21 protein-coding genes are annotated in these 21090 nt (G+C 63.6%); 12 read left to right on the forward strand and 9 right to left on the reverse strand.

Annotated features, from left to right (window positions below; all coding sequences use genetic code 11):
• Positions 1–14 precede the first annotated feature (14 nt).
• Positions 15–437: a homoprotocatechuate degradation operon regulator HpaR gene (gene hpaR / locus FEM01_RS04725; RefSeq protein WP_138218112.1), complete on the reverse strand. Its 423-nt coding sequence runs from the start codon at positions 435–437 to the stop codon at positions 15–17.
• Positions 438–620: 183 nt separating this feature from the next.
• Positions 621–1526, reverse strand: a complete 906-nt coding sequence (gene hpaA, locus FEM01_RS04730) for a 4-hydroxyphenylacetate catabolism regulatory protein HpaA (protein WP_138218113.1) — start codon at positions 1524–1526, stop codon at positions 621–623.
• Positions 1527–1687: 161 nt separating this feature from the next.
• Here hpaA and FEM01_RS04735 point away from each other — a divergent pair, with 161 nt between their 5' ends.
• The 8 genes from FEM01_RS04735 (at position 1688) to hpaI (ending at position 9104) form a co-directional block, all read left to right on the forward strand.
• Positions 1688–2359 carry a fumarylacetoacetate hydrolase family protein gene (locus FEM01_RS04735; protein WP_138218114.1) on the forward strand — a complete coding sequence of 224 codons (672 nt, stop codon included), beginning with the start codon at positions 1688–1690 and terminating at the stop codon, positions 2357–2359.
• Positions 2356–3123: a fumarylacetoacetate hydrolase family protein gene (locus tag FEM01_RS04740; RefSeq protein WP_138218115.1), complete on the forward strand. Its 768-nt coding sequence runs from the start codon at positions 2356–2358 to the stop codon at positions 3121–3123. Before FEM01_RS04735 ends, FEM01_RS04740 begins: the two co-directional genes overlap by 4 nt.
• A 5-nt stretch (positions 3124–3128) precedes the next feature.
• Positions 3129–4589 carry a 5-carboxymethyl-2-hydroxymuconate semialdehyde dehydrogenase gene (gene hpaE, locus FEM01_RS04745; protein ID WP_138218176.1) on the forward strand — a complete coding sequence of 487 codons (1461 nt, stop codon included), beginning with the start codon at positions 3129–3131 and terminating at the stop codon, positions 4587–4589.
• Positions 4590–4732: 143 nt separating this feature from the next.
• Positions 4733–5656 carry a 3,4-dihydroxyphenylacetate 2,3-dioxygenase gene (gene hpaD, locus FEM01_RS04750; protein ID WP_138218116.1) on the forward strand — a complete coding sequence of 308 codons (924 nt, stop codon included), beginning with the start codon at positions 4733–4735 and terminating at the stop codon, positions 5654–5656.
• Between the two features lie 56 nt (positions 5657–5712).
• Positions 5713–6123, forward strand: coding sequence for a 5-carboxymethyl-2-hydroxymuconate Delta-isomerase (locus FEM01_RS04755; RefSeq protein ID WP_138218117.1), 411 nt, complete (start codon positions 5713–5715; stop codon positions 6121–6123).
• Positions 6124–6167: 44 nt separating this feature from the next.
• Positions 6168–7469, forward strand: a complete 1302-nt coding sequence (locus tag FEM01_RS04760) for an MFS transporter (RefSeq protein ID WP_138218118.1) — start codon at positions 6168–6170, stop codon at positions 7467–7469.
• A gap of 17 nt (positions 7470–7486) precedes the next feature.
• Positions 7487–8290 (forward strand): 2-oxo-hept-4-ene-1,7-dioate hydratase, encoded by an 804-nt coding sequence (gene hpaH / locus FEM01_RS04765; protein WP_138218119.1) that lies wholly within the window; start codon positions 7487–7489, stop codon positions 8288–8290.
• Between the two features lie 10 nt (positions 8291–8300).
• Positions 8301–9104, forward strand: coding sequence for a 4-hydroxy-2-oxoheptanedioate aldolase (gene hpaI, locus FEM01_RS04770; protein ID WP_138218120.1), 804 nt, complete (start codon positions 8301–8303; stop codon positions 9102–9104).
• A gap of 166 nt (positions 9105–9270) precedes the next feature.
• Here the strand turns inward: hpaI and FEM01_RS04775 are convergent, their stop codons facing one another.
• Both FEM01_RS04775 and FEM01_RS04780 read right to left on the reverse strand, forming a co-directional pair.
• The gene (locus FEM01_RS04775) at positions 9271–10215 is read right to left on the reverse strand and encodes a p-hydroxyphenylacetate 3-hydroxylase reductase component (protein ID WP_138218121.1); all 945 of its coding nucleotides are present in this window, start codon (positions 10213–10215) and stop codon (positions 9271–9273) included.
• A gap of 66 nt (positions 10216–10281) precedes the next feature.
• Entirely contained in the window at positions 10282–11451 is a 1170-nt protein-coding gene (locus FEM01_RS04780) for a p-hydroxyphenylacetate 3-hydroxylase oxygenase component (protein WP_138218122.1), read from the reverse strand.
• Between the two features lie 239 nt (positions 11452–11690).
• Between FEM01_RS04780 and FEM01_RS04785 the strand changes: the two genes are divergently transcribed.
• Positions 11691–12284 carry a TetR/AcrR family transcriptional regulator gene (locus tag FEM01_RS04785; RefSeq protein ID WP_240791712.1) on the forward strand — a complete coding sequence of 198 codons (594 nt, stop codon included), beginning with the start codon at positions 11691–11693 and terminating at the stop codon, positions 12282–12284.
• A gap of 6 nt (positions 12285–12290) precedes the next feature.
• Here the strand turns inward: FEM01_RS04785 and hpaR (FEM01_RS04790) are convergent, their stop codons facing one another.
• Together hpaR (FEM01_RS04790) and tyrS are read right to left on the reverse strand one after the other, a co-directional pair.
• On the reverse strand, positions 12291–12713 hold the full coding sequence (gene hpaR, locus FEM01_RS04790) for a homoprotocatechuate degradation operon regulator HpaR (protein WP_138218124.1): 423 nt from the start codon (positions 12711–12713) through the stop codon (positions 12291–12293).
• An 88-nt stretch (positions 12714–12801) separates the two neighbouring features.
• Positions 12802–14031: a tyrosine--tRNA ligase gene (gene tyrS, locus FEM01_RS04795; protein WP_138218125.1), complete on the reverse strand. Its 1230-nt coding sequence runs from the start codon at positions 14029–14031 to the stop codon at positions 12802–12804.
• A 324-nt stretch (positions 14032–14355) separates the two neighbouring features.
• On the opposite strand from tyrS, the gene FEM01_RS04800 reads away from it, so the two are divergent.
• Together FEM01_RS04800 and FEM01_RS04805 are read left to right on the forward strand one after the other, a co-directional pair.
• Positions 14356–15654, forward strand: a complete 1299-nt coding sequence (locus tag FEM01_RS04800) for an NAD(P)/FAD-dependent oxidoreductase (protein ID WP_138218126.1) — start codon at positions 14356–14358, stop codon at positions 15652–15654.
• A 28-nt stretch (positions 15655–15682) separates the two neighbouring features.
• Positions 15683–16048 (forward strand): cupin domain-containing protein, encoded by a 366-nt coding sequence (locus FEM01_RS04805; protein ID WP_138218127.1) that lies wholly within the window; start codon positions 15683–15685, stop codon positions 16046–16048.
• Positions 16049–16183: 135 nt separating this feature from the next.
• Here FEM01_RS04805 and feaR read toward each other — a convergent pair whose 3' ends face one another.
• The 3 genes from feaR to FEM01_RS04820 form a co-directional block, all read right to left on the reverse strand.
• Positions 16184–17125, reverse strand: coding sequence for a transcriptional regulator FeaR (feaR, locus tag FEM01_RS04810; protein ID WP_138218128.1), 942 nt, complete (start codon positions 17123–17125; stop codon positions 16184–16186).
• 114 nt (positions 17126–17239) lie between these two features.
• Positions 17240–17818, reverse strand: a complete 579-nt coding sequence (locus FEM01_RS04815) for a DUF3156 family protein (RefSeq protein WP_138218129.1) — start codon at positions 17816–17818, stop codon at positions 17240–17242.
• A complete protein-coding gene (locus tag FEM01_RS04820; RefSeq protein ID WP_138218130.1) occupies positions 17799–19295 on the reverse strand; it encodes an APC family permease in 1497 nt (498 codons plus the stop codon). The genes FEM01_RS04815 and FEM01_RS04820 overlap by 20 nt, the downstream gene beginning before the upstream one ends.
• Positions 19296–19585: 290 nt before the next feature.
• Here FEM01_RS04820 and FEM01_RS04825 point away from each other — a divergent pair, with 290 nt between their 5' ends.
• A complete protein-coding gene (locus tag FEM01_RS04825) occupies positions 19586–21073 on the forward strand; it encodes an aldehyde dehydrogenase family protein (RefSeq protein ID WP_138218131.1) in 1488 nt (495 codons plus the stop codon).
• The last annotated feature ends 17 nt before the right edge of the window (positions 21074–21090 follow it).

The raw sequence follows: 21090 nt of genomic DNA on the forward strand, positions 1-21090 counted from the left end.
CCGCCACCGCGACGCTAAGGCGCGATGCGTTTGAGTTCGTTCAGCAAACCCATCAGTTGCTGCAACTTCTCTTCACCGAACTGCGCCTGGATCTTCAGATAGTTGGCTTCCATGCCCTCGCGCATCGAGGCGAAACACGCATGGCCGCGCTCGGTAAGGTCGACGAATACCCGTCGCTGATCCTCGCTGGCCTTACGTCGGCTCACCAGCCCGTCGCGCTCCAGGCGCGCGAGCACGCCGGTCATGCTCGGCTTGAGGATGCAGGCTTGGTGCGCCAACTGGTGGCTCTCCAGCTCCCCCTGCTGACTGAGGATACGGATCACCCGCCACTGCTGCTCGGTCAGCTCATGTGCATTGAGCAGCGGCCGGAAGAACGCCATGGCCGCTTCCCTGGCCTGCAACAGGCTCAAGGTCAGCGAAGGTTGGGTTTTGGTCATGGAAACGCCTGTGCGGTCTGTGCAGTGGCCAAGATTAGGGCCATCGAGGCCGCAGGACAACCGCCAGCGCAGCCTATGGAAAGTACAAGCTGTACCACGAAAATCCCATTCAAGCCGGCACGCTCGGGGGCGAGGATCACGCTCAAACAACGACAACGCTTGCAGGTGCCTACCGTGGCCGATTCACTGCAATCCCGACTGCCGCTGACGGTACTCGCCGGGGGTGAGTTTCGCGTAGCGGGTGAAGAACCGGCTGAAGTAAGCCGGGTCCTTGAAGCCCAGCCGATAGCAGATCTCGTTCACCGAGCTGCCGGAAAACAACAGCAGTCGCCGCGCCTCCTGCATGACCCGCTCCAACACCAGTTGCTTGGACGGCAGGTCGGCGATACGCCGGCAGACATCGTTGAGCCGCGCCTCGGTCACACCGATATGCTCGGCGTAGCGCGCCAGCGGCCAGTGCGCCAGGTAGTGCGCCTCGATCAGTGCATTGAAGCGGTGGAAGATCTTCAGGTCCTCGTGCCGCGCCGGGGTCGCCTCACGGGAGTTAGGGCACAGCCGCAGCAAGCTGATCATGATCAAGCGGGTCAACGATTGCAGCGCCGCCTCGCGTCCTGGATGCAGGCTGGCGAACTCCTCGCTGAGCGCCTCCAGCCAGCTTTCCAGACGCCGCGCTGGCGCCATGAACGCCGCAGGCAACTTGCCCAGCGCCACGCAGGCCGGACGCACCTGCACACCGGCCGGCAGCAGGCTGGCGTCGGCCTCGATCAGTTGCCACACCAGTTGCTGGCGCACAGTCAGCACATGCCCATCGCTGTCAGGCTCGGTGACGAACGAATGGGGCACGGTCGGCGGAGTGAGAAAGAACATCGGCCCCGACTCGATGAACTGCTGGTCGTCCAGATACACCCGCACCGTCCCAGACTTGACGTAATGCACCTGGAAAAAGCGGTCGTGCCGATGCACCGGCATGTTGCGACCGAAAAACCCGGCAAGGTTGCCCAGACGGTCGTAGTGCACCTCGCTGTCGCTATAGCGCTGATCGTAGACCTGGCCGATGTTGATGTTCGGAATGGGATGCCGATCGTTCATTGCTGCCTGTCCACTGTTCGCTTGACCCGGCCCATGGTGCATCTGCCACGGCAGATACCACAAGCGAGTCGCTTGACCATCGTTAACATATTAACTATAACATTAACACATTAACGAATTTGCCGGGCAGCCGAGCTGCCCACCACCGCCAGGAGAAAAGCATGAGCCATGCGTTGCATGACGTTGCGAACGGCACCGTGTTCGGCGTAGCGCTGAACTACAACGGTCTGCTACAGCAGCGTCTGGCTGAGTTCGAACAGCCGCCGTACAAGCAGGCGCCGGTCAAGCCGGTACTGTTCATCAAGACCCCGAACACCCGCAACGCCCACGGTGCCGACGTGGTCCATCCGGCAGGCGAGCGACTGCAACCGGGCCCCGCGCTGGGCGTGGTGATCGGCAAGGATGCCAGCCGGGTCAGCGAGGCCGATGCTCTGGCCCACGTGGCCGGCTACACCATCGTCAACGAATACAGCCTGCCTGAGGACAGCTACTACCGCCCGGCCGTCAAGGCCAAGTGCCGTGACGGCTTTTGCGCCATCGGCCCGGAACTGGTGCCGGTGTCGGCCATCACCGACCCACACCAGCTGATCCTGACCCTCACCGTCAACGGTGTGGTGGTGCAGGAAAACACCACGGCCAACCTGGTACGAAGCATTCCCCAACTGATTGCCGAACTCAGCGAGTTCATGACCCTGCACGCCGGCGACGTCTTGATCACCGGCACCCCGGAGGGGCGTGTCGATGTCAAACCAGGCGATCACGTCGAAGTGCAGATCACAGGCCTTGGCCGCCTGGCCAACACCATCGTCGCCGAGCCCGGAGAGCCCGCATGAAACACGCCCGTATCCGTTTCGAAGGTTGCGATCACGCCGTCACCGTCGAGCACGACAACCAGGTACGCCTGGCCGATGGCCGCCTGCTGGCCGACGGTCAGTTCCAGTGGCTGCCACCGGCCAACGGCAGCATGTTCGCCCTGGGCCTGAACTACGCCGACCACGCCCGTGAACTGGCGTTCGCGCCACCCACCGAGCCGCTGGCGTTCATCAAGTCGCCGGGCACCTACACCGGCCATGACCAGGTCACCTGGCGCCCGGACAACGTCAAGTACATGCACTACGAGTGCGAGCTGGTTGCGGTCATCGGCAAGCCGGCCAAGAACGTCAAGCGCGAGCACGCCCTGGAGTATGTCGCCGGCTATACCGTGTGCAACGACTACGCCATCCGCGACTACCTCGAAAACTACTACCGCCCCAACCTGCGCGTGAAGAACCGTGACGCCACCACCCCGGTCGGCCCGTGGATCGTCGATGCCGCCGATGTGCCGGATGTCAGCAACCTGAAGCTGCGCACCTGGATCAACGGTGAGCTGACGCAGGAAGGCACCACCGCGGACATGATCTTCGACATCCCGCACCTGATCGAATACTTCTCCAGCTTCATGACCCTGCAACCGGGCGACATGATCGCCACCGGCACGCCGGAAGGCCTGGCCGACGTAGTGCCGGGCGATGAAGTGGTGGTGGAAGTGGAAGGTGTCGGTCGGCTGGTCAACCGGATCGTCAGCGAAGCTGATTTCTTCAAGAACAACAAGGCATGAGCAGCATGATCAAGCACTGGATCAACGGCCGTGAGGTCGAGAGTAAAGACACCTTCGTCAACTACAACCCAGCCACCGGCGAGGCCATCTGCGAAGTCGCCAGCGGCGGCGCCGAGGAAGTGGCGCAGGCTGTGGCAGCAGCAAAAGAAGCGTTCCCCAAGTGGGCCAACACGCCCGCCAAGGAACGTGCGCGGCTGATGCGCAAGCTCGGTGAGCTGATCGACCAGAACGTGCCGAAACTGGCGGAACTGGAGACTCTCGACACCGGCCTGCCGATCCACCAGACCAAGAACGTACTGATCCCGCGTGCCTCGCATAACTTCGACTTCTTCGCCGAAGTCTGCACGCGCATGGACGGCCACACTTACCCGGTCGACGACCAGATGCTCAACTACACCCTCTACCAGCCGGTGGGCGTGTGTGGCTTGGTCAGCCCGTGGAACGTGCCGTTCATGACCGCCACCTGGAAGACCGCGCCGTGCCTGGCGCTGGGTAACACAGCGGTGCTGAAAATGAGCGAGCTGTCGCCGCTGACCGCCAACGAACTGGGCCGCCTGGCGGTCGAGGCCGGCATCCCGAATGGCGTGCTCAACGTGATTCAGGGCTACGGCGCCACCGCGGGCGACGCCCTGGTGCGTCACCCGGACGTTCGCGCAATCTCCTTCACCGGCGGCACCGCCACCGGGCGCAAGATCATGCAGACCGCGGGCCTTAAAAAGTACTCGATGGAACTGGGCGGCAAGTCGCCAGTAGTGATCTTCGAAGACGCCGACTTGGACCGCGCCCTGGACGCCGCGCTGTTCACCATCTTCTCGCTCAACGGCGAGCGCTGCACTGCCGGCAGCCGCATCTTCATCCAGGAAAGCGTGTACGCGCAGTTCGTCGAAACCTTTGCAGCCCGCGCCAAACGCCTGATTGTTGGTGACCCTACCGATCCGAAGACTCAAGTAGGCTCGATGATCACTCAGGCCCACTACGACAAGGTGACGGGCTACATCAAGATCGGCATGGAAGAAGGCGCGCGCCTGGTCGCGGGTGGCCTGGAGCGCCCCGCCAACCTGCCGGCGCACCTGGCCAAGGGGCAGTTCATTCAGCCTACGGTGTTCGCTGACGTGAACAACAAGATGCGCATCGCCCAGGAAGAGATCTTCGGCCCGGTGGTGTGCCTGATCCCGTTCAAGGACGAGGCCGAAGCCCTGCAACTGGCCAACGACACCGAATATGGCCTGGCCTCGTACATCTGGACCCAAGACATCGGCAAGGCCCACCGCCTGGCCCGTGGCATCGAGGCCGGCATGGTGTTCATCAACAGCCAGAACGTACGCGACCTGCGCCAGCCATTCGGCGGCGTGAAAGGCTCCGGTACCGGCCGCGAAGGTGGACAATACAGCTTCGAGGTGTTTGCCGAGATCAAGAACGTGTGCATTTCCATGGGCAGCCATCACATTCCGCGCTGGGGGGTGTGACGCTATTTCGCCCGGGCGATAAGTCCTGTGGGGGCGGGTTTACCGGAGTGTCGGACCATCGCGCTGGCCTCTTCGCGGGTGAACCCGCTCCTGCAGGGACCTCGTCTGCGTTTTATAACAACATCCTTTGAACGGAGATTGCCATGGGCAAAGTCGCTCTCGCTGCCAAGATCACCCACGTACCGTCCATGTACCTGTCCGAGCTGCCCGGCCCGCGCCAGGGCTTTCGCCAGGCCGCCATCGACGGGCACCATGAGATCAGCCGCCGCTGCCGTGAGCTGGGCGTCGACACCATCGTGGTGTTCGATACCCACTGGCTGGTCAATGCCAACTACCACATTCTGTGCGGCGAGCATTTCGAGGGGGTCTACACCTCCAACGAGCTGCCGCACTTCATCAGCAACATGGCCTATGCCTTCCCCGGCAACAAGGAACTGGGGCTGATCCTGGGCGAGGCGTGTAACCGCTTCGACGTCGAGACCATGGCCCACCACGCCACCACCCTGGGCCCCGAGTACGGCACCTTGGTGCCGATGCGCTACATGAACCAGGACCAGCACTTCAAGGTGATCTCGGTTTCGGCGCTGTGCACCTCGCACTACCTGGCCGACAGCGCGCGCCTGGGCTGGGCGATGCGCAAAGCCGTGGAGGATCACTACGACGGCACCGTGGCGTTCCTCGCCAGCGGCTCGCTGTCACACCGTTTCGCCCAGAACGGCCAAGCACCAGACTACGCCACCAAGATCTGGAGCCCGTTCCTGGAAACCCTCGACCAGCGCGTGGTGCAGATGTGGGAGAACGCCGAATGGGATGCGTTCTGCGGCATGCTCCCGGAGTACGCGGCCAAGGGCCACGGCGAGGGCTTCATGCACGATACCGCGATGCTGCTAGGCGTACTGGGCTGGTCGAAGTACGACGCCAAGGCCGAGGTGGTGACGCCCTATTTCGGCTCCTCCGGCACGGGGCAAATCAACGCCATCTTCCCCGTCACGCCCCAGGACGGCTCGGGCATTCCGCCCGCGCAGGCCGCCCACCCTGGGCAGGTGCTTTCCAGCAGCCGCCTGTGACCTTCCCGCCCGGCCAGTTTGACGCGGCCGGGCGCCATTGCAACGAGGAGTTCCCGATGCCACACCTGGTCCTGCTCTACACCCCTGACCTGGAAACCGACGCCGACCTCCCCGGCCTGTGCCGGGCCCTGGCCGACAGCATGCTCGAACAACGCGACACCAGCGGCAAGGCGGTGTTTCCCACAGGCGGCACCCGCGTGCTGGCCTACCCGGCCGCCCACTGCGCAGTGGCCGACGGCAAGGGCGACTACGGCTTCTTGTACGCCAACCTGCGCATGGCCAGCGGACGCAGCGCCGAGGTGCACCAGCAAGTCGGCGATCAGTTGCTACAAGTGCTCAAGCGCCACCTCGACCCGCTACTGCAACAACGCCCGATCGGCATCACCGTGCAGATCGACGAAAGCAACCAACAGGTCTACGACGCCAAGCACAGCACCTTGCACCCGTTGTTCAACCGCCCGGCCTGAAACCGGGCAACCCTCGCCTCATCACACAACAAGTACAAAAAATCATGAGCACTCTGGAACATGCCGCGCCTGGCCAGGCCGAATTGGCCGACAGCATTCATCGCACGGTCACCTGGCGGCTGATGCCGCTGCTGCTGGTGTGCTATTTGTTCGCCCACCTCGACCGGATCAACATCGGCTTCGCCAAGACCCAGATGAGCCAGGACCTGCACTTGTCCGATACGGTCTACGGGCTGGGCGCCGGGTTGTTCTTCATCGCCTACGCGCTGTTCGGCGTACCCAGCAATCTGATGCTCGAACGCCTCGGTCCACGCCGCTGGATCGCCAGCCTGATGGTGGTCTGGGGCACGCTGTCGAGCGCCATGCTGCTGATTGACAGCAGCAGCGCCTTCTACCTGCTGCGCTTTGCCTTGGGCGCGGCGGAAGCCGGCTTTTTCCCCGGCATCCTGGTGTACCTCAATCGCTGGTATCCGGCGGGCCGTCGCGCACAGGTCACCGCGCTGTTCGCGATTGCCGTTCCGCTGGCCGGGGTGATCGGCGGGCCGTTGTCCGGCGCCATCCTGACCTTCCTGCACGACAGCGCCGGGCTGCGTGGCTGGCAATGGATGTTCCTGCTCGAAGGCGCGCCCGTAGTGCTGCTGGGCCTGGTGGTGCTGGCTGCACTGCCGGAGCGTTTCGAACAGGTGCAGTGGCTGGACGATCGCCAGAAAGCCGCGCTGCGGGCCCAGTTCGGCCAGGAGGAGCAACGCAAAAGCGTGACCTCCCTGGGCGGGATCGTGAGAAGCCCGGCGATCTGGCTGCTGGTGGCGGTGTACTGCGCCGTGATGCTGGCAGTCAACACCCTGGCCTTCTGGATGCCCAGCCTGATTCACGGCGCTGGCATCGGCAGCGATGCCAGCGTCGGCTTGCTCAGCGCACTGCCGTACCTGGCCGGGTGCGTGTTCATGCTGGCCTGCGGACGCTCCTCGGACCGCCATCGCGAGCGCCGCTGGCACCTGTGCATCCCCTTGTTGATGGCCGCCACCGGCATCGCGGTTGCCGGCATCGCACCGCAGCAACCCTGGCCCGTGCTGGCAGGATTGGTACTGGCGGGCATGGGCGCAAGCACGGCCCTGCCGATGTTCTGGCAACTGCCGCCGGCCTTTCTGAATGACCGCACGCAAGCGGCGGGCATCGCCCTGATCAGTTCGCTGGGCAGCGTCGCGTCGTTCGCCGCGCCCTACTTCATCGGCTGGGTGCGCGATACCACCCAGAGCGCAAGCCTGGCGCTGTTCGCCCTGGCCGTATTCATCACCCTCGGTGGCCTGCTGGTGCTGCGCACCCGGGCCGCCCTCGTCAATCCCTGAACTTTGAGACTTTGACCATGCTTGATAACGCCTTCATACAGCAAGCGGCCGAGCGCCTCGACCAGGCCGAACGCTCCCGCGAGCAAGTGCGCCAGTTCTCGCTGGACCACCCAAGCATCACCATCGAAGACGCCTACGCCATCCAGCGCGCCTGGGTCGCAAAGAAAATCGCCAACGGGCGCAAGCTGGTGGGCCACAAGATCGGCCTGACCTCGCGCGCCATGCAGGTGTCGTCGAACATCACCGAGCCCGACTACGGCGCACTGCTGGACGACATGCTGTTCGAGGAAGGCAGCGACATCCCGTTCGAGCGTTTCATCGTGCCGCGTGTTGAAGTGGAGCTGGCGTTCATCCTTGGCAAGCCGCTCAAGGGCCCCAACGTCACCGTGTTCGATGTGCTGGACGCCACCGAATGGGTAATCCCGGCACTGGAGATCATCGATGCCCGTATCCAGCAGGTCGACCCGCAGACCCAAGCCACCCGCAAGGTGTTCGACACCATCTCCGACAACGCCGCCAACGCCGGCGTGGTGATGGGTGGACATGCCGTGCGCCCAACCGAGATCGACCTGCGCAAAGTGCCGGCCGTGCTGTATCGCAACGGCGTGATCGAGGAGTCCGGGGTCAGCGCCGCCGTGCTCAACCACCCGGCCAAGGGCGTGGCGTGGCTGGCCAACAAGCTGGCGGCCTACGACGTCACCCTGCAACCGGGCCAGATCATCCTCGGCGGCTCGTTCACCCGGCCGGTCGCTGCGCGCCCTGGCGATACCTTCCATGTCGACTACGACCTGCTCGGCTCGATTGCCTGCCGTTTCGTCTGAGGAGCCGCACATGGACATGCCTATCAATCGTTTCAAACAACGCCTGCGCAGCGGCACCCCGCAGATCGGCCTGTGGCTGGGGCTGGCGGATGCTTACTGCGCCGAACTCGCCGCCAATGCTGGCTTCGACTGGCTGCTGATCGACGGCGAACATGCACCCAACGACCTGCGCGGGATGCTCGCGCAGTTGCAGGCCGTGGCGCCCTATCCCAGCCAGCCGGTCATTCGCCCGGTGATCGGCGACACCGCGCTGATCAAGCAAGTGCTGGACATTGGCGCGCAGACGCTGCTAGTGCCGATGGTGGAAAGTGCCGAGCAGGCCCGTCAGCTGGTGCGCGCCATGCAGTACCCGCCCAAGGGAGTGCGCGGCGTGGGCAGCGCCCTGGCGCGTGCCTCGCGCTGGAATAGCATCCCCGGCTACCTCGACCAGGCCGACGAGCAAATGTGCCTGCTGGTGCAAATCGAGAACATGCAGGGTCTGGCCAACCTGGACGATATCGTCGCGGTCGAGGGCGTCGACGGCGTATTCATCGGCCCGGCCGACCTAAGTGCGGCCATGGGCCAACGTGGCAACCCCGGGCATCCCGAGGTGCAAGCGGCCATCGAGGATGCCATCGTGCGCATCGTCAAGGCCGGCAAGGCGGCCGGGATCCTCAGCGCCGACGAGAAGCTGGCGCGGCGCTACATCGAGCTAGGTGCGGCGTTCGTGGCAGTCGGGGTGGATACCACCGTGCTGATGCGCGGGCTGCAAGGCCTGGTGGGCAAATTCAAGGATGCGCCCGCCAGTATCAACCCGGCAGGAGGCGTCTACTGACGCTGTGCAGTCGCGGGTGGAAGCGGGCTTGCCCGCTGCTGGGGCAGACCTGGCAGGGATACCACAACAGCGCCTAGGGTATACCCGTCAGTTAACCTTTCGCCGCTAAATGATCGGGGCCGCAGCGCGGCCCCAATTGGCTTGACGTCTAGGGGCGTCGTTTTAGCTACATCTGGATGATCGCCTTGAGCACCGTCTTGAAGGTTTCCAACTGCTCGGCGCTGAACTGGCCGAACACCTTGTCCTGCTGCTCGCGGGCGATGCTCCACAGCGCTTCGGTTTCATCCACACCTTTTACAGACAAGCGCACGCGACCGTCGTCATCGGCAATCAGGCCCTTGCGCTTGAGGTTGGCAACCGCCTCTTCGATTTCCCGCACCGGCATCGCAACTTCGCGCTGCACCTCGTTCAGGCTCAGCCCGGCATCGTTCTCCAGCACCATCAGCATGCGCGCTTCGCTGGTGCGCAGGCCGGTGCACAGCTGGCGTGGCTGGTAGTCAGCCTGGTAAGCGCGCAGCGCCTGGGTCATCAGATAGTACAGGTTGTGCTGCAAGCGCCCCTGGAAATGGCTGCTCGGCGCATGCCCTTCGGCGCGTTGGGTCATGCGGGTATGCGGCAGCACCATCGAGTAGGCACCCTGATGATAGAGCAGCGGCGAACGTCCGAAATCATCGAAGGCCACCACCTTGCCGACCAGGATCCAGTGATCTCCGCCATCGAGCTGCTGGAACTTCTCGCACTCGAAGCGCGCCGCGCAATCGGCGAACAGCGGCGCACCGCCGACACCGGGTTCGAAGTCGATACCGGCAAAGCGATCTTCCTTCGGGCGGGCGAAGTTATTCGACAGATCGATCTGGTCAGCCGCCAGGATGTTCACGGCAAAGTGCGAAGCCTCTTCGAACACCTCATGGCTGGTGGAACGTTTGTCGATGCTCCACAAAATCAACGCTGGGTCGAGCGACACCGAGTTGAAGCTGTTGGCGGTAACCCCCACCTTGCGCCCGCTAGGGCCTGCGGCGGTGACCACAGTGACGCCGGTGGCGAAATTTCCCAGGGCGCGGCGAAAGGCCCGGCTATCGAATGCCTGGGCAGTGACGGTTTGGTTGGACATGCAGGACTCCCAGGCAGGCCAAGGGCCTGCCCTGATTGTTGTTGTGGTTGGGGTGGATCAGGCGGCTCAGACCATCGCTGGATCGGGCTCCAGGCCCATCAGCTCACGGCCCAGGATCTGCGCGCAGACGTCATAGTCGGTGTAGGCATGCGCGCCAGTCATGTGCGAGTCCCGGAACAGGCGCTGCATCTCGTTGCTTTCGAACCAGGCGCCACCGCCGGCCGCCTCCATCAGGCGATCGACCGCCTGAATGCACATTTTCACGGCATAGCCCTGGTTGGTACGCCAGAACGCCAAGGTGGCGCGGGAGGGGTATTCGTGGCGTTCGCTGTACGCGGCAATTTCGTCCCAGCTCTTTTCCAGCAGGGCGCGGGCGGCGGCCACTTGATGGGTGGACTCGGCCAGACGCATCAAGGCCGGCGTGGCAGCCCCAACGGCAGCACCGGTGTAGGCACGAACGCGGTTGCGGGTCTTTTCGCGGAACACCTCGAGCATGCGCTCAGCAACCCCGAGGCTGACGGTGGAGAAACCACTGGCGAAGTACGGGCGGTAAGGGGCGAAGAAGATCTGGCTATCGGGGTACAAGCCAAAACCTGCCGACTGGCCTTCCATCATGTCCTTGGCTTTCTGGATGCGGTGCTCGGGGACGAACGCATCGCGCACGATCAAGGTCTTGCTGCCGCTGCCGCGCATGCCGACGGCGTACCAGTCGTCGCGGATCTCGTAGTCGCTGCGCGGCAGGATGGCGAAGCAGTAATCCTGGCTGCCTTCGGCATTCTTGCGTCGAAACCCCAGGATCGCCCACTCGGCGTGATCGCAACCACTGCTCCAGCCCATTTCGCCGCTGAAGCGCACGCCACCTTCGACCTCCTCGGTACGGCCGAACGGCGCGATACTGCTGCTAGCCGTGGCATCCGGGTCATCGCCCCACACTTCCTGTTGCAGCTTGGCCGGGAACATCGCCATCTGGTGGCTGTGGGTGCACAGCAGGCTCATGGCCCAGGCGGTGCTGGCACACGCACCAGCCAGCACGGCGATGCACTGGGCGAACTGCGGCAGGGACATCTCAAGGCCACCGTAAGGCTTGGGCAGGAACGCGCGGTGCAGGCCAATGCCTTTGAGCAGGGCGATGTTCTCGGCGGGCACACTGCGCTGCTGTTCTGCACCGGCAGCGTTGGCGGCGATGGTCGGCAGGATCGCCTTGAGGTCTTCCAGCAAGGGATTGGGCTTTTTCATGAACGGTCTCGTTATTGTTGGATAGTCAACGTGCAGGCCAGATGAGGCTGGGACTGCCGAGAAATCTCGATGACACGTTCAGTATGTGGCGTCGGAACAGGCCGAGAAATGCACGTTCCGAGGAGAAAATTGTACTTTCCATGGGGCAGCACACCAGCTATTTGACCGCTGCCGCGCAGGCAACCACAATCGCCCCTCGATTCGCGCGCAGGCCTGCGCGCCCAGCAGGAGTGACGTTGTTGAAAGCGCTTTCCCCCTCTGCCGCACGGGTATGCGATGCCGCCGTCGAGCACTTTGCCGATCATGGCTACGACGCCTCGTCGCTCACCGAAGTCGCTCAGCTGGCGGGCATGCGCAAGGCGTCGTTGTATGCGCATTTTGCCAACAAGGACGCGTTGTTCGTGGCGACCTACCAGCGCGCCCTGGCGCATGAGACAGCCTTCGTCGAAGCGGCCTTCGGACATGAGGCGGCCGCCTCGATTGCCCCAGGGCACTGGCTCGTGCTGCACCTGGCCGAGCGTTACCAGGCTTCGGCCAACCTGCGCTTCGTTCTGCGCACAGCCTTCCTGCCACCGGCCGACATCAAGCCCATCGTCACTTCGGCGTTCGAGCGTTATCTGGACGGTGTGCGCGAAGGCTTCTGCCAAGCACTGCGCGCCCGCTACCGCTGGGCCGACAACGGCGGTACGCGGCTGGAAATGTATGCCGATGCCTACCTGGGCATCATCGACAGCTTGCACGTGGAGCTGATGTATGCAGACCCGTCAGTTTACGCCCGGCGTGCAGCGTCGCTGCTGAAGATCCTCGACGACTCGTTGTCGCTCAACCCCTGAGCAGCCTCAGGGCTTGATCCGCTTCATTTCGTTGAGTAACTGCATCAGTTGTTCGAGCTTGTCCTCGCCGAACTGGCTGAGGATCTTCTCGTAATTGCGGCCCATCTCTTCGCTCATGGCCAGGAACGCCTGCTGGCCCTTGACCGTCAGGTTGATGAACACCCGCCGCTGGTCCTCGCTGGATTTGCGCCGCGCCACGATGCCATCGCGCTCCAGGCGCTTGAGCACGCCACTCATGCTGGGCTTGAGAATGCACGCCAACTCGGCCAACTGATGGCTCTCCAGCTCACCTTGCTGGCGCAGGATACGGATCACGCGCCACTGCTGCTCGGTAAGGTCGTGGGCGTTCAGGGCCGGGCGGAAGAACGCCATGGTGGCTTCGCGCGCTTGCAGCAAGGTGAGCGTGAGAGAAGGTCTTGGAGTGGTCATGCGTACCTGGACATCGTGGACAAAAAGCGTGCTGGCGAGTATGCCAGCACGCGCTCATTAATACATTAACCATCTGCCCAGTACGCGGCTATTCGAGCACCAGCTGGTAGTGGCGTTTCTTGCCCAGGCTGACGCGCCAGCGTTGCCGGTCGGCTGGCAGCGGCGCGTCCACTGATTTCACCACCTCGCCATCCAGGCGCAGTCCGCCGCCTTCTGCCAGGCGCCTGGCGGCGCCGCGCGAGGTTTGCAAGCCGGCCTGCACAAGCACTTCGGCCAGGCTTGCCGCGTGAACGCTGGCGCGTGCCAAGGTCAGGGTGGTCAAGCCACCAGCCTCGCCTGCGCCGAACACACCGCTGGCCGCCTCGCGGGCTTGGCGCGCAGCCTCGGCACCGTGGGCCAGGGCCGTGACGTGGTCAGCCAGCAAGGTCTTGGCCTGGTTCAGCGCCGCACCGCCTTCGGCACAGAGTTCGGCGATACGTGTCAACGACAGTTCGGTGAACAGCGCCAGGAAGCGCGACACATCGCGGTCATCGCAATTGCGCCAGAACTGCCAGAAATCGAAGCTCGGTAGACGCCGCTCGTCCAGCCACACCGCGCCGTTGACCGACTTACCCATCTTCTTGCCGTCGCTGCTGGTCAACAGGGGCATGGTCAGGCCAAACAACTGGCGCTGGTCGCGCCGCCGGGCCAGCTCCACACCATTGATGATATTGGCCCATTGATCCGCCCCGCCCAGCTGCACGGTGCAATCGTACTGGCGCGCCAGTTCAGTGAAGTCGTGGGCTTGCAGCAAGGTATAGCCGAACTCCAGGAACGACAGCGAATGCTCTCGATCCAGGCGCTGGCGCACGGCATCGAAGGTCAGCAGGCGGTTGATCGAGAAGTAACGGCCAACCTGGTCGAGAAAGGCCAGGTAGCCAATGCCGTCGAGCCACTCGGCGTTGTCGACCACCCGTCCTGCGCCCTCGCCCAGGTGCAGGTAGCGGCCGAATGTGCGCGTGATACCGTCTATATTGGCCTGGATCTGTGCGGGCTTGAGGATCGGACGGCTCTCGTCGCGAAAGCTCGGGTCGCCGATACGGGTCGTGGCGCCGCCGATCAGCAGAATCGGCCGATGCCCGGCCTTTTGCAGCCAACGCATCAGCATCAGGCCCTGCAAATGCCCCACATGCAGGCTATCGGCGGTGGCATCGAAGCCCAGGTAGACGGTACGTGGTCCCTGCGCAAGGTGCGCGCGCAGGCCGTCGAGGTCGGTGCTCTGGTGGACGAAACCGCGGGCTTGTAGATGACCGAGCAGGTCGTTGTGTGGATCGTTCATGGTGACTCCTGGGTGTGAAGGCCCAAGGAGCGAGACCCACGTCCGGCCGCCTCGGGCGGTAGACGTGCACAGCGCAACGACCGCCTCAGTTAGAGGTGGCGTAGCGGTAATAGCGCGACCGATTGATTAACATATTCATGAACGGCATGATTACCAAGTCTTCTGCCAACGTCAAGCCTGTTAGCTGGATCCAGTGCTGGCAGGCTAGTCAATCATCATGGCAGGCTTGGGCAAGACACCTACCCATCGTTAGGCGCTCAATGGCCTGCGTGGACACGTCGACCGTAACGGCCCCACCACACTTCCCATTCAGCAGGCAGCGTCATGATCACCACCGAAACCCCGACCTACTACACGGCCACCAAGAAATACAACCTGAGCTTCCCCACCCTGGAGCACGACATCGACGCCGATGTCGTGGTTATCGGCGGCGGTTTCTCAGGCATCAACACCGCGCTGGAGCTGGCAGAGCAAGGCATTACCAATGTCGTCGTGCTCGAAGCCCGCTACCTGGGTTTCGGCGGCACCGGGCGCAATGGTGGGCAGATCATGGCGGGTATCGGCCACGACCTGGAGAAAATCAGGCACAGCGTCGGCGAGCAGGGCCTGAAACAGATCTTCGAGATCAGCGAGCTGGGCGCCGGCATCATCAAGGAGCGTATCGCCCGCTACGCGATCGATGCCGACTTCTGCCACGGCTATGGCTACATGGGCTTCAACCGCCGCCAGGAAAAGACCTTGCGGGCCTGGGAAAAAGACTTCAAGGCAATCAACCCACGCGACGAGATTCGCTTCCTCGGGGGATCGGAGGTACGCCAGATCATCGGCAGCGACGCCTACAGCAGTGCTTTGCTGCACATGGGCGGCGGCCACGTACACTCGCTCAACCTGCTGCTCGGCGAGGCCCAGGCGCTGGTCGGGCACGGTGCGCGGATCTTCGAACACAGCCCGGCGCTGGAGGTGACGTATGGCGAGCGCATCCACGTGCGTACCGGGCGCGGCTCGGTGCGCGCCAGCAAGCTGCTGTGGGCCTGCGACAGCTTCCTCAACAAGCTGGAGCCCGAGCTGCATGCGCGCACCATCAACACCTACGCCTTCCAGATGATGACTGAGCCGCTGCCAGATGAGCTGATCCAGCGTATCAGCCCGATTCGCGGCGCCTACAGTGATATCCGCCCGGTCATCGACTACTACCGGGTAACACGCGAGAACCGCCTGCTGTTCGGCGCTGCCACCCCGTTCATCGAGCGCATTCCCCTGGACCTGAAAGCCTGGAACCGCGCCCTGATGCTGAAGATCTTCCCGTACCTCAAGGATGTGCGCATCGACCTGGCCTGGGGCGGGCCGATGGCCACCAGTGCCAACCTGTTCCCGCAGATCGGCACCTTGAGCAACCGCCCCAACGCTTTCTACGTACAGGGCTACTCGGGCTTTGGCGTCACCCCCAGCCACATCATTTGCAAGATCCTCGCCGAAGGCATGCACCAAGGCTCAGCGCGCTACGAGCTGATCCGCTCGGTCAAGCATGCGCGAATCTTTGGCAAGGATCACTTGCGCCCGTTGCTGCTGACCGCCGGCAAGACCGTGCACCAGCTCTCGGGCTACTTCAACGGCCGTCGTTGAACCTTCACCCACCCACTGGAGAACTGCCATGACCCTTACCGCCGCCAGACAAGGCATCCAACTGTCCGAACTCGATGCCTGGGGCACCGTTGCCGACCTGGGCTCGACCATCCTAGAAGGCGAACTCAAGTGCTACGGCAAGATGACCTACGGCGCACCGACCGATGCGGTCAGCAGCGCCTACTTCGGCACCACCCGTGGCATATTCCGCATGGTCTATCCGTTCGATGAACAAGCAGTCATCGTCACCGGAGAGATCCAGCTGACCGACGAATCCACCGGCCAAGTCACCCGCTACAAAGCCGGTGATGCGTGGTTCGTCACCAAGGGCACCCCGGTGCTGTGGGAAGTGCTGAGCGAGTCGTTCGTCAAGCACTACCTGGCTGTCGCCTGAGACGGCAACCGCGGTACTCCCTTCGCAGCACAAGGCTTGAACACAGCACGACGCCTCAAGCCTTGCCTCAGCACATCGCAGGCCTCACCCACGCCTTAAGCAGCATGCGCGGGTTGCAGCCTGCGATGTGGCATTTCAGGCTATCGCCTGCGCCCGGAAGTCCTTGGGCGACTGCTCGAACTGCTTCTTGAACGAACGGCTGAAATGCGCCGAGTCGGTGAACCCCCATTTGTAGGCGATCGAGGTGATCGACTCGCTCCTGAAGAACGGGTTGGCCAGATCGTCGGCGCTGCGCTGTAGGCGCGCACGCTGGATATACCTGCACACGCTGTCGCCCTGCTCTTCGAACAAGCGGTACAGTTGACGTACCGAGATGTTCAGCCGCCCCGCCAGGCTTGCCGGGGTCAGCCCTGGCTGTGAGAGCGATTCATCGATTACCCGCTGCACATAGCCACGCAGCTGGGCACCGCTGAGCATCCCCAGGTTGCACGCATCGGCGTCACCGCGCTCGAATCCTGGCTCCAGCAACGCCATGAACGCGCTCTGCAAGGCCTCGCCCTGGACGCCGTCGTCATTGCCGCTCCCCTCCTTGCACAACTGATCCATCAGCATGTGCAGCATGCGCCCACAGGCATTGCTCGAGGATATCTTGCCGAACATCGCACCGCTGCCTTGCACATGCTTGCGCACTTGCTCGCGCGGCAAGGCCAGCGACACATGCTCGATCAGGCCATTGGGGAGGATTTCGCATTGCCCGACCGAATCCATCAACAGCAACTCGCCCGGCGCCAGGCTAATACGCGTACCGCCCTGAGCGATGCTCGAATGGCCGGTACGCTGGCTGACCAGAAAACAGTGCTGATCGTCATCCAGCGCGGGGTTCTCGCCCAGACGGCGGATCTTGCCGGCGTTGGTGCGCAGGCTGGCGACCGGCAGGCCTGCGCGCGTGCAGGCGGACACCTCACCGATGAACAACGAATGATTGGAGGCAAGCTGGGTCTCGAAACGGCCGCAGATCTGCTGCATGGCCTGGGTCCAACGTTCGAGCCCTTGACGGTCGGGTTGTTGAAGAAGCATGGCTGCCCTCGACGCGTGAGTTGTTGTTATGCACCCATTGATAACATGTTAACAATGTGCACACAACTGTCATCTGTACGCCGAGAACAGCAGCAAGGGATGTGCCAGAAAGTGTCAGATACGTTGCAGTCTTTCGCTGAACAACCCCAGACTGGCTAGCAGATGCTCGCGCTGCGATGGGCTGATCTGGATATAGCGCCGAAACGCCGGCATGCGGTTGACCACCTCACTGCCACCCATGTGCTCCAGGGCCAGCGACCACTGGCCGTCGCGACACTCCAGGGTCAGACGCTTGAAGTCCAGAGGCATCAGGGCAGCCAACAAGGCCGCATCGCCCAGCAGGGCCTCGCGGACTTGGGTGAAGCGCTGCGCATCGCCACCACGCCGCACGCAGCTCACGCCGGTGCGGCGAATCGCACCGGTATGACGCAACACCAAGCGCACATCGCCCTGTTGCAGGGCAGGCACCTGCACGCGGAACTCACAGCTGACCACGTGCATCAGCAAGTGCGCCTCAACACACTCGCGCACCTCAGCGCTCCAGCCCTGAGCCTGGAGCGTGCCCACCGCCGCTTCGCGGCGCAGCATCGGCAGTGGCCCGAGGTTGCGCGCCAGGTGCCCGAGGGTCACCCCAGGTCGGTAACCAGCCGGCGCGCGAGGCGCCAGCAGGCGCTCACGCAAACGTCTGATCATGCTGGGTACGCTCCACGGCATGGCCTGGCTCGGCGGCGAACTCTTTGCGCAGCACATCCTCGACACGCGCCGGCTTGAACGGATTGACCTTCTGCACCACCAGAGTCCAGAACAACGCGTAGGTGGCGGTGCCTGCGAGCATGATGGCGAAGGGCACATAGATATCGGCCGGGTTCATGCCAGGCGGGGTGATGAAGGCCATGCCAATCAGGATGCCGGCGCTGGAGACGATCTGTGGCAACGGGAACAGCGGCGAGCGATAGGCGCGCGGCAGGTCCGGGCGGCGGATACGCAGGATCACCACCGACACGGTGACCAGAAGGTAGGCGGTACTCCAGGCACAGACCGCTGCCAGGACCAGGTGCAAGATGTTGTCCGGGTTGCCGCCCAAGTACCAGGCATGCAGGCACGGAATCAGCGCCACCACCAGGATGCACAGCAGCGGCGTCTTGAAGCGCGGGTGCAAGTAGGCAAAGACCTTGGGCAGCGCGCCGTCGACGGCCATACCGTAGAGGATGCGTGGCACCCCAGCCATCAGCGTGTTGATGGTAGCGGCGCCCGCAAACAGGAAACCGATCCCCAGCCATACCGGCCCGATATCGCCCATCACCTGCTCGGCGAAGCGCGGGATAGCCATGGGCGTGTCGAGCAAGTGCACGCCGGTGGCGGCATCGAGCAGCACGTTCTCGACCTGACGCTTCATCGCTGCGCCGTAGATGAACATACAGCTGGCCACGCCGAACAACCCTAGGGCCATGGCCCGCGGCAGCACCCAGGCCGAGCGGCGCAACTCCGGCGCCAGGGGTGTGACGAATTCGCAGCCCACGAACATGAACATCGCCATGCCGATCAGTGAGAGGATGGTCATCAGGTCGGTGCCCACCAGCGATGCACCGAACGGCCCCTCCAGCGTCACCGCAGGTGCGGCGATCAGGCCCAGCACACCAAACACCATCAGGGTGGTCCACATGCCGAAGGTCAGGATCACCTCGGCACGGCTGAAGGCACTGATGCCAAAGGCATTGAGCACCGCGAACGCCAGCACGAAACACACCCCCAGCAACCACGAACCACCGGCGGACTCGGCCAAGGTATTGAGGTGCTCGAAGTTCACCAGTGCCATCACCCCCGAGAGAATGGTTTCGGCGGTGCCGGCGAACACATGCACGATCAGGTAGGCCGACAAGGTCCCGGTGATGGCGAAGAAACGGCCCATGCCGCAGTTGATGTAGTCGTACACCGAGCCGGTCGTCGGCAGGATCGAGGCCGCCTCGGCGAAGGTGGTGGACTGTGCCAGCATCATCAGCGCGGCAATGACCATAGCGATGGCGAACGCACCGCCGCCAATCCCGAAGCCCATGGTCGCGGTGAGGATCACGGGGCTGGCCATGATCAGCCCGATGGTGCTGGCCAGTGCGGTAGGGAAACCGACGGTGCCCCGGTTGAGATGCTCGGTGAGCGAGTTGTTGAGTGACATCGTTGTAGCCCCGGCTTGTTGTTATTGCGTTGGACGCGGCAGACGAACCTGCGCGCACGGCGGTTGCCTCCCTGCCCGAGCACTGTGCGCCGCCTGTTGCACAGCGTCTTGCCCGTGGCTGCCGTGAGCTTTGTTGCTGGCTGCCAGGGGCTCTGCGGTGCCGCTGTAAACACTTGGCACTCAGGGTCATGTCGCTGTCACGCAGACACAAGCACCGTCTCACCCCCCTCACTATGCTCCAACGCTCTGGCGGCCTGCGAGCCGTTCTTCACATCTGCCTCGGAGTTCCCATGAGCGATATCCCCCTGCTTCCCGCCGTCCGCGCCTTTCTGGCCCGTGAGCACGGCCTGTTCATCCACGGCCAGGCGGTCGCCAGCCAGAGCGGCGCGAAGATTGCCGTGATCAACCCGGCCGACGGCCAGACCATTGCCCATATCGCCGACGCCAGCCCGGCTGAAGTCGACCAGGCCGTGGCCTCGGCCCGTCAGGGCTTCAGCGTCTGGTCACGCACCAGCCCCGCCGCCCGCGCCGCCGTGTTGTTCAAGCTGGCCGATCTGCTGGAGGCCAACCGTGAAGAGCTGGCCCAGCTAGAAACCCTGCAGTCGGGCAAGCTGATCGGCATTTCGCGGGCTTTCGAAGTTGAACAGGCAGCGCATTTCCTGCGCTACTACGCCGGCTGGGCGACCAAGATCACCGGTCAGACCATCACCCCGTCACTGCCCTCGTTCGCCGGTGAGCGCTACAGTGCATACACCCTGCGCGAGCCGATCGGCGTGGTGGTGGGCATCGTGCCGTGGAACTTCGCCACCATGATCGCCATCTGGAAGCTCGCCTCGGCCCTGACCACCGGTTGCAGCATCATCATCAAGCCTAGCGAGTTCACCCCGCTGACCCTGCTGCGCATCGCCGAGCTGGCCAGCCAGGCCGGCTTGCCTGCGGGCGCGCTGAACGTGCTGACCGGTGCAGGCCAGGTCGGCGAGGCGCTGATCGAGCACCCTGATACCGACAAGGTATCGTTTACCGGCTCCGTGCCCACCGGCATCGCGGTCGGCCAGGCGGCGATGGGCGCCAAGCTCACCCGTGCGACCCTGGAGCTGGGCGGCAAGAACGCGGTGGCGTTCCTGTCCGACGTTGGGATCGACAAAGCCGTGGACGGCATCATCGAGGCGGGTTTCCTGCACTCAGGACAGATCTGCGCTGCGGGCGAGCGCTTCTATGTGCATCGTTCGCGCCTGGACCCGCTGCTCGACGCCCTCGGAGAACGCCTGGGCCAGCTGAAGGTCGGCTCGCCCCTGGATGAAACCACCCAGTTCGGCCCGGTGGCCAACAAGCCGCACCAGCAGAAACTCGCCGAGCTGTTCGCCACAGCCCGTGCCGAAGGCAGTCAGATCATCCATGGCGGACGCATCGGCGATGGCCCTGGCTGCTTCGTCGAGCCCACGGTGATCCTGGCCAAAAGCCCCAGCGACACCCTGCTCAACCAGGAGACATTCGGCCCTGTGGCGACCTTCCTGCCCTATGACAGCGAAGACGAACTGCTGCACCTGATGAACGCCAGCCCCTACGGTTTGAGCGCCAGTCTGTGGACCAACGACCTGGGCAAGGCCATGCGCCTGATCCCGGAAATCCAAGCCGGCACGCTATGGGTCAACATGCACACCCTGCTCGACCCGGCCGTGCCATTCGGTGGTATCAAGGCTTCCGGGATCGGCCGCGAATTCGGCTCGGCGTTCATCGATGACTTCACTGAACTCAAGTCGGTGATGATCCGCTACTGAGCGGCTCACGGTTCTGG

This window comes from Pseudomonas mosselii, assembly GCF_005796105.1.
GTDB classification, from domain to species: Bacteria; Pseudomonadota; Gammaproteobacteria; order Pseudomonadales; family Pseudomonadaceae; genus Aquipseudomonas; species Aquipseudomonas mosselii_C.

Bases quoted from the DNA above. Each gene is read 5' to 3' on its own strand.
- hpaR (WP_138218112.1), bottom strand. From the start codon at position 437: ATGACCAAAACCCAACCTTCGCTGACCTTGAGCCTGTTGCAGGCCAGG.
- hpaA (WP_138218113.1), bottom strand. From the start codon at position 1,526: ATGAACGATCGGCATCCCATTCCGAACATCAACATCGGCCAGGTCTAC.
- FEM01_RS04735 (WP_138218114.1), top strand. From the start codon at position 1,688: ATGAGCCATGCGTTGCATGACGTTGCGAACGGCACCGTGTTCGGCGTA.
- FEM01_RS04740 (WP_138218115.1), top strand. From the start codon at position 2,356: ATGAAACACGCCCGTATCCGTTTCGAAGGTTGCGATCACGCCGTCACC.
- hpaE (WP_138218176.1), top strand. From the start codon at position 3,129: ATGATCAAGCACTGGATCAACGGCCGTGAGGTCGAGAGTAAAGACACC.
- hpaD (WP_138218116.1), top strand. From the start codon at position 4,733: ATGGGCAAAGTCGCTCTCGCTGCCAAGATCACCCACGTACCGTCCATG.
- FEM01_RS04755 (WP_138218117.1), top strand. From the start codon at position 5,713: ATGCCACACCTGGTCCTGCTCTACACCCCTGACCTGGAAACCGACGCC.
- FEM01_RS04760 (WP_138218118.1), top strand. From the start codon at position 6,168: ATGAGCACTCTGGAACATGCCGCGCCTGGCCAGGCCGAATTGGCCGAC.
- hpaH (WP_138218119.1), top strand. From the start codon at position 7,487: ATGCTTGATAACGCCTTCATACAGCAAGCGGCCGAGCGCCTCGACCAG.
- hpaI (WP_138218120.1), top strand. From the start codon at position 8,301: ATGGACATGCCTATCAATCGTTTCAAACAACGCCTGCGCAGCGGCACC.
- FEM01_RS04775 (WP_138218121.1), bottom strand. From the start codon at position 10,215: ATGTCCAACCAAACCGTCACTGCCCAGGCATTCGATAGCCGGGCCTTT.
- FEM01_RS04780 (WP_138218122.1), bottom strand. From the start codon at position 11,451: ATGAAAAAGCCCAATCCCTTGCTGGAAGACCTCAAGGCGATCCTGCCG.
- hpaR (WP_138218124.1), bottom strand. From the start codon at position 12,713: ATGACCACTCCAAGACCTTCTCTCACGCTCACCTTGCTGCAAGCGCGC.
- tyrS (WP_138218125.1), bottom strand. From the start codon at position 14,031: ATGAACGATCCACACAACGACCTGCTCGGTCATCTACAAGCCCGCGGT.
- FEM01_RS04800 (WP_138218126.1), top strand. From the start codon at position 14,356: ATGATCACCACCGAAACCCCGACCTACTACACGGCCACCAAGAAATAC.
- FEM01_RS04805 (WP_138218127.1), top strand. From the start codon at position 15,683: ATGACCCTTACCGCCGCCAGACAAGGCATCCAACTGTCCGAACTCGAT.
- feaR (WP_138218128.1), bottom strand. From the start codon at position 17,125: ATGCTTCTTCAACAACCCGACCGTCAAGGGCTCGAACGTTGGACCCAG.
- FEM01_RS04815 (WP_138218129.1), bottom strand. From the start codon at position 17,818: ATGATCAGACGTTTGCGTGAGCGCCTGCTGGCGCCTCGCGCGCCGGCT.
- FEM01_RS04820 (WP_138218130.1), bottom strand. From the start codon at position 19,295: ATGTCACTCAACAACTCGCTCACCGAGCATCTCAACCGGGGCACCGTC.
- FEM01_RS04825 (WP_138218131.1), top strand. From the start codon at position 19,586: ATGAGCGATATCCCCCTGCTTCCCGCCGTCCGCGCCTTTCTGGCCCGT.